This window comes from Phycisphaerales bacterium (assembly GCA_016716475.1).
In the GTDB taxonomy this organism is placed as follows: domain Bacteria; phylum Planctomycetota; class Phycisphaerae; order UBA1845; family Fen-1342; genus JADJWG01.
The window spans coordinates 35,499-49,589 of sequence record JADJWG010000004.1; the positions used below are offsets into that span (position 1 = coordinate 35,499).

14 protein-coding genes are annotated in these 14,091 nt (G+C 66.2%); 13 read left to right on the forward strand and 1 reads right to left on the reverse strand.

Features of this window, described 5'->3' with window-relative positions; all coding sequences use genetic code 11:
- Window positions 1-40: 40 nt before the first annotated feature.
- Window positions 41-577, forward strand: coding sequence for an orotate phosphoribosyltransferase (gene pyrE / locus IPM18_14230; protein MBK9120734.1), 537 nt, complete (start codon window positions 41-43; stop codon window positions 575-577).
- A 35-nt stretch (window positions 578-612) separates the two neighbouring features.
- Here pyrE and IPM18_14235 read toward each other — a convergent pair whose 3' ends face one another.
- Window positions 613-1,959 (reverse strand): MFS transporter, encoded by a 1,347-nt coding sequence (locus IPM18_14235; GenBank protein MBK9120735.1) that lies wholly within the window; start codon window positions 1,957-1,959, stop codon window positions 613-615.
- A gap of 865 nt (window positions 1,960-2,824) precedes the next feature.
- Between IPM18_14235 and IPM18_14240 the strand changes: the two genes are divergently transcribed.
- The 12 genes from IPM18_14240 to IPM18_14295 all read left to right on the forward strand — a co-directional run bounded on the left by IPM18_14240 (window position 2,825) and on the right by IPM18_14295 (window position 14,077).
- Window positions 2,825-3,757 (forward strand): acyl-CoA desaturase, encoded by a 933-nt coding sequence (locus IPM18_14240; GenBank protein MBK9120736.1) that lies wholly within the window; start codon window positions 2,825-2,827, stop codon window positions 3,755-3,757.
- Window positions 3,758-3,760: 3 nt separating this feature from the next.
- Window positions 3,761-5,014, forward strand: coding sequence for an FAD-dependent oxidoreductase (locus IPM18_14245; GenBank protein ID MBK9120737.1), 1,254 nt, complete (start codon window positions 3,761-3,763; stop codon window positions 5,012-5,014).
- Window positions 5,011-5,802 (forward strand): DUF1365 domain-containing protein, encoded by a 792-nt coding sequence (locus IPM18_14250; protein ID MBK9120738.1) that lies wholly within the window; start codon window positions 5,011-5,013, stop codon window positions 5,800-5,802. Before IPM18_14245 ends, IPM18_14250 begins: the two co-directional genes overlap by 4 nt.
- Window positions 5,802-7,133, forward strand: a complete 1,332-nt coding sequence (locus IPM18_14255) for a class I SAM-dependent methyltransferase (GenBank protein ID MBK9120739.1) — start codon at window positions 5,802-5,804, stop codon at window positions 7,131-7,133. Before IPM18_14250 ends, IPM18_14255 begins: the two co-directional genes overlap by 1 nt.
- Window positions 7,130-7,681: a DUF2878 domain-containing protein gene (locus tag IPM18_14260; protein MBK9120740.1), complete on the forward strand. Its 552-nt coding sequence runs from the start codon at window positions 7,130-7,132 to the stop codon at window positions 7,679-7,681. The genes IPM18_14255 and IPM18_14260 overlap by 4 nt, the downstream gene beginning before the upstream one ends.
- Window positions 7,678-8,463, forward strand: coding sequence for a DUF1295 domain-containing protein (locus IPM18_14265; GenBank protein MBK9120741.1), 786 nt, complete (start codon window positions 7,678-7,680; stop codon window positions 8,461-8,463). Before IPM18_14260 ends, IPM18_14265 begins: the two co-directional genes overlap by 4 nt.
- 14 nt (window positions 8,464-8,477) lie before the next feature.
- Window positions 8,478-9,536: a class I SAM-dependent methyltransferase gene (locus tag IPM18_14270; GenBank protein ID MBK9120742.1), complete on the forward strand. Its 1,059-nt coding sequence runs from the start codon at window positions 8,478-8,480 to the stop codon at window positions 9,534-9,536.
- A gap of 24 nt (window positions 9,537-9,560) precedes the next feature.
- Window positions 9,561-9,917 (forward strand): hypothetical protein, encoded by a 357-nt coding sequence (locus IPM18_14275; GenBank protein ID MBK9120743.1) that lies wholly within the window; start codon window positions 9,561-9,563, stop codon window positions 9,915-9,917.
- A 153-nt stretch (window positions 9,918-10,070) separates the two neighbouring features.
- Complete coding sequence (locus IPM18_14280; GenBank protein MBK9120744.1) at window positions 10,071-11,228, forward strand: hypothetical protein; 1,158 nt, start codon at window positions 10,071-10,073, stop codon at window positions 11,226-11,228.
- Window positions 11,229-11,320: 92 nt separating this feature from the next.
- Window positions 11,321-12,292: an aldo/keto reductase gene (locus IPM18_14285; GenBank protein ID MBK9120745.1), complete on the forward strand. Its 972-nt coding sequence runs from the start codon at window positions 11,321-11,323 to the stop codon at window positions 12,290-12,292.
- Window positions 12,293-12,328: 36 nt separating this feature from the next.
- A complete protein-coding gene (locus tag IPM18_14290) occupies window positions 12,329-13,138 on the forward strand; it encodes a thermonuclease family protein (protein MBK9120746.1) in 810 nt (269 codons plus the stop codon).
- Between the two features lie 126 nt (window positions 13,139-13,264).
- A complete protein-coding gene (locus IPM18_14295) occupies window positions 13,265-14,077 on the forward strand; it encodes a TIGR00282 family metallophosphoesterase (GenBank protein MBK9120747.1) in 813 nt (270 codons plus the stop codon).
- Window positions 14,078-14,091 lie beyond the last annotated feature (14 nt).

The following is a 14,091-nucleotide window of genomic DNA, read 5'->3' on the forward strand; positions in this document are numbered from 1 at the left end:
CGAGGTCCGCGGTCTCAGTGTGAAAGAGAGAGAGTAAGCGATGAACACTGGCGAACTGGCTCGGGCGCTGCGTGCGGCGGCGCTGCTCGAAGGCGACTTCACGCTGCGCAGCGGGCGCAAGAGCAAGTACTACCTCGACAAATACCTGTTCGAGACGCAGCCGGCTCTGTTGCGGGCGCTGGCCGAGCGGTTTGCGGCGTATGCCGGTGAAGGCGTGGACCGCATCGCCGGCGCGGAACTGGGGGGGATTGCACTCGCCGCCGCCACGTCACTGCAAACGGACAAGCCCTTTGTCATCGTGCGAAACTCGAAGAAGGCGGGCTATGGCACCGGCAAGCTGATCGAGGGGCGGTTGGAGCCGGGGGATCGGGTTCTGCTCGTGGAGGATATCGCGACGTCGGGGGGGCAGGCGATCGAGGCGTGCCGCACGCTGCAGGAGGCGGGCGCCGTGGTGACGGCCGTGGTGGTGACGATCGACCGGCAGGAAGGCGGGCGTGCAGCGATCGAGGCCGCAGGGCTGCGTTTCGCGGCGCTGTTTACGTCGGCTGATCTGGGCATCGTGCGCGAGCCGGAATAGCGGCGCGCGTCTCGTGGTCGGGCCGCCGCGCAGGTCTACACGGCATTCACGGCCTGCGGCGCTGCGGGCTGGCGGAGCCGCCGTCCGGGGTAGAGCACCAGCAGAACGACCAGGCAAACCACCGCGATCCACATGGGGACGCTGAACAACCGCGTGTAATCCATACGGTCGTCGACCGTTGCCCAACGGCCTACGACGCTCGTGGCAAACCATGAACCGACGATGATGCCGACACCGACGATCACGAGATTGAAGAGGTTTTGCGCACTGGCCCGGATGTCCGCTCGCGTCTCCTCGTCCACGACCATGAAGGCCACGAAGATGAAGCAGCCGAAGCATAACCCGTGCATCGCGACGCCCAGCAGTACGGCCGGCATGCTCGTCGAGAGGTGGGCAAAGATGAACATGCGGGCGGCATAGGCACCGATCCCGATGGCGAGCAGCGCCTTGCGAGACAGCTTCTTGGCCACGAGCGGGATGAGTGCAAGGACGAGGATTTCCGACATCTGGCCGATGGTCATCAAGCCCCCGCCCCCGGCACCCAGGACGGAATTGATCGTACGGGCGAAGGCGTCGGCGGTATCACTTTGCCGTTGCATGATGCTCAGGAACTCACTGGTGTGCACGAAGTAGAACTGGTGAATGATGCTGATCGGCACGGCCAGCAGGAACAGCGTAAGCAGCGGCTGGAAGCGGATTTCGCGGACGGCGGCAAACGCGGCGTTGGACTCGCGCGCGCCGCGGCTGGGGGGGGTGTTCGGCAGCGTGAAGCAGTAGATGCCCATGATCAGGCCGAGCAGCGCACTGAGACGAAAGGCGTCCGCACGCCCGGCGTTCTGTGCGTCTGCAACGACGGATTCGATCGCGCCCGCAGGGGTGTAGTAGACGAGCAGCCAATGCCCGACCGCTACACCGGCAATGATCCAACCAATGGTCCCCCAGAGTCGGACCGGTCCAAACTGCTTGTCACGATCGCTGAGATGGTGAAAGCAGAGGGAGTTGGTGAGTGCAATCGTGGGCGCGTAGACCAGGCCGTAGATCAGCGAAATAGCGAGAAAGGGCCAGAAGGTATCCGTCTTCGCCAGAATGAAAACGAGCGCCGCTCCCACGAGGTGGCTGAACCCGAGGAACTTTTCCGTCGCGAAGTGGCGGTCGGCAATCTGGCCTGCAATGAAGGGCCCGAAAATCGCCCCTACCGCGCCGGCCGCCAGGATGGCCCCGACCTGGTCGAGCGAAAAACGCACATGCCCCAACAGGTAGGGATACAGGATGGGGAGCCAGGCGCCCCAGATTGCGTATTGCAGGAACATCATGACGGAGAGTCGGAACAGCACGAAGCCCGAGGTTGTACCGGGTTGGGCGGACGCGGGCGATGCGGCCATCGGCGGGTTTCCTCGTTCTGCGGACCGGAATTGCACCCGGCGTTACCCCGTCGGGTGGCGGCATGATACCGAGCCCCCTTGAGAGCGTCACGCCGGCCCGCGGACGACTGCCACACGGCGCGGCCAGCTTCCACGACGTCGCGGAATCCGCGCGCTATCATCGCTCGCATCGGTGCTGTCGGCCACGGCTTGGACGGCGGCCCCGATCCCTCGGCCTGGCTCATCGCCCGAAGGAGCCCTCGGGTGGTGGCACTGCCGCCGCCGGAACCCTGCGCGCCCCAGGCGTTTCCACGCCCGCGCGCGGCTGTTCCCTCTGGCTTCTTTGAGGCAGGTATGAGCGTAGCGTGTTCGCGTCCTCCATCGTGTCTGGGCAGCACTGGTACGCCGGCGGCGTCATCTCCGGTGGTGACGACCTCCGTCGAACTCCGCCCCTGCGCGCCACCGTGGCTGTGGCAGGTGTTTCTGCTGGTGGCGATCTCCAAATTGGCGTGGTGCCGGCGGGCTTTACTCCGGCCGGCCGAATGGTTTGGTCTCGCGGGTTTGGTGCCACCGGCTTACCCACCGCTCCGGCAGTGCGTCGGTATGATCGTGCGGGGGTACAAAGTGGGCTGCCCGATCGCAGTCGCGGATCCGTACCGCCACGGGCTGACCGCTCGGGTAGGGCTGCTCGTGAAAAGACTCGGGCCGCTCGGAGTACGAGATGCCGCCGTACGCTGTGAAGCTGCCCGCATGAAGTCTTGAACTCAATACGCAATTCCCGCTCCCGCGCCAGCGGGTGGCGGGAACAAGGAGTGTCCGCTTGGCCCATGAACGCACTCGAGGCCCGCTTGATTTCCTGGTGAGCTGGTTTGACACGACGGCTCTCATGGCCGACGACCAGTCGGAGCGGGTGCAACGAATGAACTCGGTGCACTGTCTCCCGCTGCTGCTGCTGCATGCGGGCTGTTTCGCCCTTCCGCTGGTGGGCTTCAGTTGGACGGCGAGCGGTGTCGCCTTGGCGCTCTACTGGCTGCGCATGTTCGCCATCACGGGGTTCTACCACCGTTACTTCTCGCACCGGGCGTTTCAGACTTCCCGGCTCATGCAGTTCATCATCGCGGTGTGGGGCAATACGGCGGTACAGCGCGGGCCGCTCTGGTGGGCATCCCATCACCGCCAGCATCATGCCCATTCGGACCGGCCGCCGGATGCGCACTCGCCGGTACAGTACGGATTCACCTGGGCGCACATGGGCTGGTTGACCGCCTCGGACAACCTCGTGACCAACAAGCGATTTGTCCGTGACCTGGCGCGCTACCCGGAGCTGCGCTTCCTCGACCGCTTCGAACTGCTCGTGCCGGTCCTGTTTGCCGGCGCGCTGTTCGGAGCCGGCGAGCTGCTGCGGGTTGGGATTCCCGGGCTGGGGACAAGTGGCTGGCAGATGCTGGTGTGGGGCTTCTTTGTCTCGACCGTTGTTTTATTCCACGGGACATGCCTGATCAATTCACTGGCGCACCGCATGGGGACACGGCGCTATGACACCCCGGATGACAGCCGGAACAGTCTGTTGCTCGCGCTGGTCACGATGGGGGAGGGCTGGCACAACAACCACCACCGTTATCCTTCCGCGGCGCGCCAGGGCTTCTACTGGTGGGAGATTGACATCACTTACTACCTCCTTCGCGGCATGGAGCGCCTGGGCCTGATTTGGGATCTGCGACCGGTGCCCGCCAAGGTGCTGCACCGGCATGGCGATTCCGCGTCCCCGGGTGTGGCGGGCGTTGATCTGCGGGTTCCAGCGGTGGCGCCGGAGCGTTGACCTATGCGGATCGCGGTGATCGGTACGGGAATCGCGGGGATGGTGGCGGCCTACAAGTTGTGCCGGGTGCACACGCTGAGCGTTTATGAAGCGGCCGATTGGATCGGTGGGCACACGCACACCATCCCGATTCCCGTGCGGGATGGCCCAATGCTGGCGGTTGATACCGGCTTCATTGTCTTCAACCACCGGACCTACCCGAACTTCTGCGCGCTCCTGGATGAGCTCGGCGTGGCGACTCAGCCGAGCGACATGAGCTTCAGTGTGCGCTGCGACCGTACGGGCGTGGAGTACAGCGGCAACAATCTGAACACCCTCTTCGCCCAGCGACGCAACCTGCTGCGCCCCGCACACTGGCGGATGCTGGTCGACATCGTGCGCTTTTATCGCGAGGCCCGCGAACTGCTGGCGTCGCCGGATGACACGATCACGCTGGGAAGCTACCTGCGGAGCCGGCGCTACTCGCGGGTGTTCATCGAGCAGCACCTCGTACCCGTGGGGGCCGCCATCTGGTCGGCGGATCCGGAGCAGTTTGAGGAGTTCCCGGCGCGCTACTTCGTCCAGTTCTGCCAGAACCACGGCATGCTCAATCTCTGGCGCCGGCCGTGCTGGCGCGTGGTGCAGGGGGGCTCCTGGCGCTACGTGGAACGTCTCACGGCGCCCTACCGTGATGCCATTCGGCTGCGGACACCGGTTGCCCGCGTGCAGCGTTTCCCTGACCATGTTGCAGTCACGCCGCGCGGTGCCCCGCCGGAGCTCTTTGATGCCGTCGTGTTGGCCACGCATAGCGATCAGGCCCTGGAGCTGCTGGCGGACGCGAGCGACGCAGAGTGTGCCATCCTGGGCGCGCTGCCCTACCAGGCCAATGATACGGTGCTGCACACCGACACGCGGCTGCTGCCGCGCCGCCGTCGGGCCTGGGCCAGTTGGAATTACCATGTGCCGTCTGTGCCGCAGCGGACCCCGACCCTCACCTACAACATGAACATGCTGCAAGCCCTGCCGGGTCCGACGACCTACTGCGTGACATTGAACGAGACAGATTCGATCGATCCGGCCACGATTCTGGGCCGCTACACCTACCACCATCCGCAGTACACGGTGGCCGCATTGGCAGCCCAGCGCCGCCACGCGGAGATCAATGGGGTGAATCGAACGTATTACTGCGGGGCATACTGGGGTTATGGCTTTCACGAGGATGGGGTCAAGAGTGCGCTGACCGTCTGCGCGGCGCTGACGCGGAGCCAGGCGGCATGATGAGCTGCATCTACGAAGGTCGGGTCCGCCACCGCCGATTCGCACCGGTTGCGAACCACTTCTCGTACGCGCTGTTCATGCTGTATCTCGACCTGGACGAGTTGCCGCGGGTATTCACCGGCCGCTGGTGCTGGTCGAACGAGGGGCGGGCTTTGGCCCGTTTCCGGCGCCGGGATCACCTGAAGGCGCTGCCGGGGCATCCGGACGTGCCGCTCGGTGAAGCCGTGCGTACGCTGGTACGGGAGCGCCTGGGGCGCAGGCCGTCCGGTCCGGTTCGCCTGCTCACGCACCTTGAGTACTTTCGCTACCGATTCAACCCGGTGAGCTTCTACTACTGCTTTGATGCTGCCGCCGATGGAGTCGATGCGATTGTCGCCGAGATCAACAATACCCCGTGGGGTGAGCAGCACTGCTACGTGCTGGATGCCCGGCGCGGCGTGTCGGCGACGGGCCAGCATCACTTTGAATTCGCGAAGGACTTCCACGTTTCGCCCTTCATGGGTATGAACATGGCGTACGGGTGGCACTTCACGCCCCCCGGACGGCAACTGGCCATTCACATGGACAATTTTGAAGCCGGCGACAAGGTCTTCGATGCCACCATGACCCTGCGCCGGACCGAAATCACGGGGGCGTCGCTGGCGCGCGTGCTCGCGCAGTATCCGGGGATGACGCTGAAGGTCATCATGGCGATCCACTGGCAGGCCCTGCGGCTGTGGTGGAAACGCTGTCCCTACCATCCCCATCCACGTACCGTTGCGTCGAACCACGGAGGTGCGCAGGAATGATGCCGGAGCTGAGCAAGTCGTGGGAGCCGGGGGACCGGCCTGCCGGGGAAGCCCGGTCGACGTGGCTCGACGGCTGGGCGCGGGGCCAGGTGCGCCGCGCGCTCGCGTCACTCGACATGGGGCGAATCGTGTTGCGCGATGGTCGCAGTGCGGACGGATTCGGTCCCGCGGATGCGCCGCTCCGCGCAGTTGTCACCGTTCTGGCACCGGCCTTCTACCGCCGAGTCGTGCTCGGCGGCACACTCGGCGCTGGTGAAGCGTACATGGAGGGCTTGTGGCGCTGCGACGACCTGACTGCCCTGATGCGCATCCTGATCCGCGCGGAGACTGTGTTTGCGGAACTCAACCGGGGCGTCGCGCGGCTGGCTGCTCCGCTCCGCTGGCTCGGACATGCGCTGCGCCGGAACACCCGCGCCGGGAGCCGGCGGAACATTCACGCGCACTATGATCTCAGCAACGACTTCTATCGCCTCTGGCTCGACGAGACGCTGACCTACTCCGGCGGCGTGTTCGAGCGTCCGGAGGCGACGCTGGCCGAGGCGTCCGTCGCAAAGCTCGACCGCATCTGCCGCAAGCTGCAGCTTCGGCCGCTGGATCATGTGCTCGAAATCGGCACCGGGTGGGGTAGTTTCGCGCTGCACGCGGCCGGCCATTACGGCTGTCGAGTCACGACGACCACGATCTCGGAAGCGCAGTACGCACTTGCGGCGGAGCGAATCGCCGCGGCGGGTTTGCAGGAGCGGATCACGCTGCTGCGCTCGGACTACCGCGACCTGCGCGGACGGTATGACAAGCTTGTGTCGATCGAAATGATCGAGGCGGTCGGGCACCAGTACTACGAGACGTTCTTTCGCCACTGCGCGCACCTGCTGAAGCCGGGTGGCGCAGCGCTGCTCCAGTTCATCAACATGGCCGACCGGTACTACGCGGTAAATCGCCACCGCGTCGATTTCATCAAGAAGCACATCTTCCCCGGAAGCTGTATTCCTTCACTCGGTGCGCTGCTCCAGGCGGCGACGCGCGGCGGCGACCTGCAGGTGTGGCATGTGGAGGACCTGACACCGCACTACGCCCGCACGCTTCGTTGCTGGTATGACCGCTTCCGGACCCGGCTCGAGGCCGTGCGGGCGCTGGGCTATTCGGAGGCGTTCATCCGTCGCTGGGAGTTCTACCTCTGCTACTGTGAGGCCGGCTTCCACGAGCGCTCGATCGGGAGCATGCAACTGCTGCTCCTGCGTCCGGGTTGTACCGTGACGCCGGTACTGGCACAGAACACGCACCTGCGCGGGGTGTGGGACGGCCGGGCGGAGACGGAGATCGTGGCCGGATGAGGCGTACCGCTGTGAATCTTGTGCTGTACACGGCGGTATGGTGGTTCGCGGTTCTCGGGGCCGCGGCCGGGTCGGCGTGGCTCGGCGCCTGGGCGGCGCTGGTGGCTTTACTGGTACATGTAGCTCTTGCCACCGCGCGGGCGCGCGAGCTGGTGTTCGTGCTATTTGCGACACTCGCGGGCTGGGCCGTTGATTCCGGCCTGACCGCGCTGGGGCTGCTCGCGTTCCCGGCGTGGTCGGCATGGCTGGCGCCTCCTTGGATTGCCGGCTTGTGGCTGGCCTTTGCGACGACGCTGACGACGAGTCTGCGGATCGTACAACATCGGCTTGTCATCGCCGTGTTGCTGGGGGCCTGCGCGGGGCCGCTCGCCTATTACCTCGGGGTGCAGCTCGGTGCCGTGCGACTGCCGCAGCCGTTGCCGGCTTTCATGGCGCTCGCACTGGCGTGGGGCGTGATGTTGCCCTTGCTGGCGGTTGCGGCCCGCTACGCGGCTTCTCCACGGTCGTTCGCGTCACCGTCGGCCGTGGTCCATGGAGGCACAGCATGAATCCCTGGCTGCTCGTGCTGATCCTGTGGGGAGCGAGTGCGGCGTGGATGCTTGTACTCTGGTTCGTACAGCGGGCCCGGGGCAATGCGGGCATCGTCGATGTCGGCTGGGCACTCGGAATCGGGGTGGCCGTGGGGATCGCCGCATGGTGCGCGCCGGGGGCAGCGGGATTGCGCATCCTGGTGGCCACGCTGACCGGCTTCTGGTCGCTACGGCTGGGACTTTACCTGTGGCGGCGCATCACGCGCGAGCCGGAGGATGGCCGCTACCGGGAATTGCGTGAATGGGCGGGGGAGCGCGTGCAGGCGTGGTTATTCGTCTTCTACCAGATCCAGGCGAGTTGGATCGTGCTCTTTGCGCTGCCGCAGCTCATCGTCATGCAGGCGGCGCGCCCGCTCGGTTGGCGCGAAGCCCTCGCGGTGCTGATCTTCCTCGTGTCCGTGGTGGGCGAAGTCGTTGCGGATCGCCAGCTTGCGGCGTTTCGCCGAAATTCCGCCCATCGTGGCCGCACCTGCCGGGTCGGCTTGTGGCGCTACTCGCGGCATCCGAATTATTTCTTTGAGTGGCTGCATTGGTGGGCCTACTGTGTGCTTGCCATCAGCGTGCCGTGGGGCTGGCTGACGCTGGTCGGCCCGGCTGCGATGCTTTTCCTGCTGCTCAAGGTCACGGGGGTGCCACCCACAGAACGGCAGGCGCTGCGCTCGCGTGGCGACGACTACCGTGCGTATCAGCGGACGACCAGCGTGTTCTTCCCGTGGCCGCCGCAGAAGGAGCCCGCATGAGGGGACTGCCGGGACTGGCAGCGCTGCTGCGCTGGGTGGAGTGTGGTTACATCCCCGATGTCCTCGTGCGCTGGGGCATTCGGCGGTTGTGCGCGGAGGGGTTGCGCGCGCGCAGCGCGCTGGATTCCGAGGCGGAGCAGGAGCAGCGCCGCGCGTTGCTTGCGGCGCTCCGCGCGAGCCCGATCGCGGTCCACATGGACACCGCGAACGAGCAACACTACGAGTTGCCGCCCGAGTTCTTCGCCCTGTGCCTCGGGCGGCACCGCAAGTACAGCGGGTGCCTCTGGCCCGTGGGAGTGGACACGCTTGATGCGGCCGAGGAAGCGGCGCTTACGGTCACCTGTGAGCATGCGGGCCTCGCAGACGGGCAGGACATTCTTGAGCTTGGCTGTGGGTGGGGTTCGCTCGCGCTGTGGATTGCCGAGCACTACCCGCGCAGCCGCATCACGGCGGTTTCCAACTCCGTCCCGCAGCGGCACTACATCGAAGGGCAGTGTGCGGCCCGGGGATTGCGCAACCTGACCGTTCATACGGCGGATATGAACGATTACTCGCCGGCAACGCGCTTCGACCGCGTCGTGTCGGTCGAGATGTTTGAGCACATGCGCAACTACGAAGCGCTGCTGGCACGGATCGCGGATTGGCTGCGACCGGAGGGCCGCCTGTTCGTGCACATCTTCGCGCATCGGCGCGGCACGTACTTCTACGAAACCGAGGGGCCCGCCAACTGGCTTGGGCGGTACTTCTTCACCGGCGGCATCATGCCGGCGGACGACCTGTTGAGCAGTTTCCAGCGCGACCTGCTGCTGGTCGACCAGTGGCGGCAGAGCGGTCGGCACTACGAGGCCACCGCCAATGCCTGGCTGGAGAACCTTGACGCGCGGCGCACTGCGGCGCTGGCACTCCTGAAGCAGGTGTACGGCGCCCGGGATGCGTCGGTCTGGCTGCAGCGCTGGCGCGTGTTTTTCATGGCGTGCGCGGAGCTCTTCGGCTATGACGGGGGCAATGAGTGGTGGGTTGCTCATTATCTGTTCGCGCCGCGCGCAGCGCTGGCCGGGCAAATCGCACCCTGAAGTCATACGAGTGGAGCAGGCCGTATGGTTGCGAGACACCGGGATCGAAAACGCGAATTGCGGGTGGCGGTGGTTTTCGGTCTGCTGGCATTCCTGACCCTGCTGGTGGGCATCGTCTGGGCGGCCATGGAGAGCGGCATTGACCACGGCATGCGGTACCTGCTGGCCGAACGGTGGGGCGTGGTGACGCTGATCGATATCTATGTGGGTGCGGTGATCGTCGCGCTTTGGATGTGGGTGTGGGAGCGCAATCGCCTCGTGTGGCTCGGCTGGGTGCTGGGCCTGGTTTTTCTCGGGCACCTGGTGACGGCGCTGTACTTCCTGCGGCGCGTGGCCCTCGCGCGGAACCTCGCCGAGGTGTTCGCCCCGCAGCGCATGTAGCCCCCACGGCCCCCGCTTGTTCGTGGACGCCGCGCGCGCTATCTTCCCAGGGGGATTCGACGCGGAGTTGGTATGGTGGCCTCCCAGCGATGTTCGCCGCCGGCGACCGGTGCGGTTGTGGCCCGGAGGCGCGCCCTGTGCGCTGTCGGCGCCATGACTCTCGGCGGTCTGGGCATGGTTGCGGCACTGGCGACCGGCTGTGGCGACCGCAGTGCGAGCGCGGCTCCGCAACCCACCGCCAGCGCCCCTGTGCCCGGCACCGGGGTACCCCGCTTCGCCGAGCCGGTTGTGCCGACCCCCGCCGAGGAGACCGCTCTGCGGGTGCTGCGCTTGGCGCTCGCCACCCAGTTCGAGCGTCTGCGGCAGGATGCGGCGCACGCCCGAGCGGCGCCGGCTGAAGTGCTGGAAATCCCGCTGTGCGCGGCCGACGACTCCCGGCTGATCCTGTACCTCGGCCCGTATGTGCTGGAGCTGCCGCGAGCGCTCTTCGATCATCTGCGTAGCCCCGGCCAGTTCCGGCGCGGCGGCGAGTGGTTTCTGGCCGGGGGGTGTGCTCTGGGCCTGCAGATCGATCGTGAGCTTGGTCTGCCAGAGATCCTGCGTGAGCAGGCCATGCCGCTCGATCTCTCCTTGCTCGGTTCGGCCGGTGACGGCATCGCTACGCTACCGCGTCTCGCGGAGGTCACCACCGCGATTCGTGCGCGGCTCGACTTCGCGAACGAGTTCGAAGTGCTGCGCGCGGTCTATACGACGGATTTTCGTGCCCTGCGCGTGGAGCATCTCACGATCTCCGAGCTCTACTCCGCCGTGGCACTGTCACAGATGCGGTCGATCATTGCTCCGGCGGAATACTCCGACGGTGTGCGGCTCGTACGGACGCCACACTTCGACGGCCTGCTGTTCGGCGCGCCGGCGGCGCCCGGCCGGGCCACGCTCGACCTGTATGACCACGGCTCGGCGATCCTGCGGCTGGTCTTTCGTTGCATGCCGCATTGGGAAGCGGATGCAGGACCGCTGCGCGCGGCATGGGCGGAGATTGCGGCCTCGCTGCGCCGCCACGACGTGCCCGACCCCGGGCAGCGCATGCTCGTGGCGGCACGGCGGGAGCTGGCCGAAGATACGCCGCGCGCCCGCGAGATCGCGCGCCTGCTGGTGCTGTGCGCGTCGCGCTATGACGCGGTGCATGCGGAGGCATTTTCGCTGGGGCTGGAGCTGGCGACGCCCGACGTACCCTATGCCCGCGAGTACCTCGGCGTGCTCCACCGCATTCGTGATCCGCTGCCGCTACCCGCCACCCGGCCCGCGAACTGAGCCCCCCCGGCGCGCCCGATTGCCCCGTCCGGTGGCCGAGCTACAATGCCGCTATTCCGGCATGCCACGGGGTCGGTTGGAGGAGTCTTGCGATGCAGTATGTGCAGCTCGGAAGGACCGGATGCCAGGTCAGCCGTCTTTGTCTCGGGACGATGAACTTCGGACCGGAAACCACCGAACCCGACAGCTACAAGATCATGGACCGGGCGCACGCGCTGGGCATCAATTTCTTCGACACGGCCGACATCTACGGCTGGAAGCAGGGCGAAGGCATCACCGAGCAGATCATCGGCCGCTGGTTTGCGCAGGGCGGCGGCCGCCGTGAAAAGACGATTCTTGCCACCAAGCTGTTCGGCAAGCAGGCCGACTGGCCGAACCACGGGCGCTTGTCGGCCGTGTGGATCAAGCGGGCGTGCGAGGCCAGTCTGAAGCGCATGCAGACCGATTACATCGACCTGTACCAGATGCACCATGTCTGCCGCGAAGTCACATGGGAGGAGATCTGGCAGGCGCTGGAGCAGCTTACCCGGGAAGGCAAGATCCTGTATGTCGGTTCCAGCAACTTCGCGGCCTGGAACATCGTGCAGGCCAACGAGGTCGCGCGGCAGCGAAACTTCCTCGGTCTCGTCAGCGAGCAGAGCAAATACAGTTTGCTGACGCGCCAGATCGAGCTGGAAGTGCTGCCGGCCTGCAAGGCCTACGGCGTGGGCGTGATCCCCTGGAGCCCACTGGCCGGCGGCATGCTCGCGGGGGGTACCGCCACGGCGAAAGACGGCCGGCGCGCCGGGGACTGGGTCAAGAAGCTGTATCCGCCAGTCAAAGACAAGCTGGCGGCGTATGAGAAACTCTGCGCGGCACTGGGTGCACAGCCGGCGGACGTGGCCCTGGCGTGGATGCTTGCGAACCCGACCATCACGGCCCCGATCATCGGCCCGCGCACGCTCGACCAGTTGGACGGCGCGCTGCGCGCGCTCGAATTGAAATTGTCTGATGAGACCATGAAGCAGCTCGATGAGATCTTCCCGGGCCCCGGTGGTCAGGCCCCGGAAGCGTACGCCTGGTAACGCCGCGCCGGATGCCGCCGCGGCGGGGAGGGACGTATGAGCGGTTCGTTGGAGCGCTCCGGCGCTCTGCGCTGGCGAGTACGCAGGTTGGTTGTGGCCGGCGTGTTGCTGGGCGGGCTGCTTTCCTGGGCCGATGGAAATGGAACTCCGGCGTCTGAGCCACCCGCCCGGGCGGCAGAGCCGACCCTGCCGGCTTTGCCGCCGCGCGATTTTTCCGCTGAGTCGAGCTTTGAGGTGCTCGATGTCCGTGCCGGGAACGTGCTGGTTGTGCAGTTGGCCGGGGAGCAGCGGATCGTGCGACTGCTGGGCACCTACGTGCCGCTCGCAGGCAGCGAGTCGGATGCGGCCCGGCCTTTCACGCAGCGGCTGCTGCAAGGGGAACGGGTCTTTCTCGTATATGAACCGGATTGGCCGCTGCTGGATCGTGAGGAGCGCTACTGGGCCTATGTGTATCGGGCTCCGGACGGGCTCCTCGTCAACCTCGAATTGCTGCGGCTCGGTTACGCGCGCCTCTCGGCGGCGGCACCTTTCGAGCATCAGGCGCTCTTCCGAACCTACGAGGCCCATGCCCGGCGCCACCGGAAGGGACTCTGGGCACCGCCCCCGGAGGAGCCGACCTCACAACCCGCGCCACCCCCACCGGCGGCCCAGCCGCCGACCGTTGCTCCGGCGGGCGGGGGGGCGACGGCCGATGCGGCTCGGATCGAAGTACTCGTGACCCGCAGCGGGCGCAAGTACCACCGGCCGGAGTGCCGCTACGTGAAGACGGGCGGCGTGCGGATGACTCTCAAGGAGGCCCGTGAACAGGGCTACGCGCCTTGCAGTGCATGCAATCCGCCGGTGTAAGCGGACCGCCCCGACGGCGCCTCCCCGGTTTCGCCGCTGCACGTTTCGCCGGACGGCCCTATACTCTCCACGCGGAACGGCTTTATTGCTTCGTAGCGCGCCGGGCAGGGCGCTAGAAAGTCACGCATGCGGATTCTCGCAATCGGTGACATCGTCGGCAAGCCCGGCAAACACGCCTGTTCCCAGTTGATCCCCCGCCTCATCAACGAGCGCCAGCTCGACTGCGTCGTCGCCAACGCGGAGAACGCCGCCGCCGGCAGCGGTCTCACGCCGCCCATGTTCAACAAGCTGCGGCACTACGGCATCGACGTCTGCACGATGGGGGATCACATCTACCGGCGGCATGAATTGCTCGCGGTGCTCGAGTCGACCGACCGCATCGTGCGCCCGGCCAACCTGCCCCCGGAGGCGATTGGCCGGGAGTACAGCGTCATTTCCGCACGGAACGGCGTGTCGGTGGCCGTGATCTCGGTGCTCGGGCGCACCTTCATGAATGTGCGCTCCGATTGCCCGTACCACGCCGTGCAGCGCATTCTCGCGAAGCTGCCGGCCGAGGTCCGCGTGATCCTCGTCGAAGTGCATGCGGAAGCAACCAGCGAGAAAGTCGCGATGGGTTGGTTCCTCGACGGCCGGGTCACCGCCGTGCTCGGTACGCACACCCACGTACAGACTGCCGATGAGCGCATTCTGCCGGGTGGCACCGCCTACATCAGCGACCTTGGGATGACCGGACCGTACGATTCGGTACTGGGCCGCGACAAGCATGCCGTGGTGCAGAGTCTGGTGACTGGTATTCCGCGACCGTACAACGTCGCCACCGATGACGCGCGCCTGTGTGGGGTGATTCTGGAAGTCGACGAGCAGACCGGCCAGGCGCGGACGATCGAACGGCTCAATCTGCCCGATCCCTCCCCCGGCAGTGGGGGCGGCGACGAGTAGGTCTTTCGGACTAC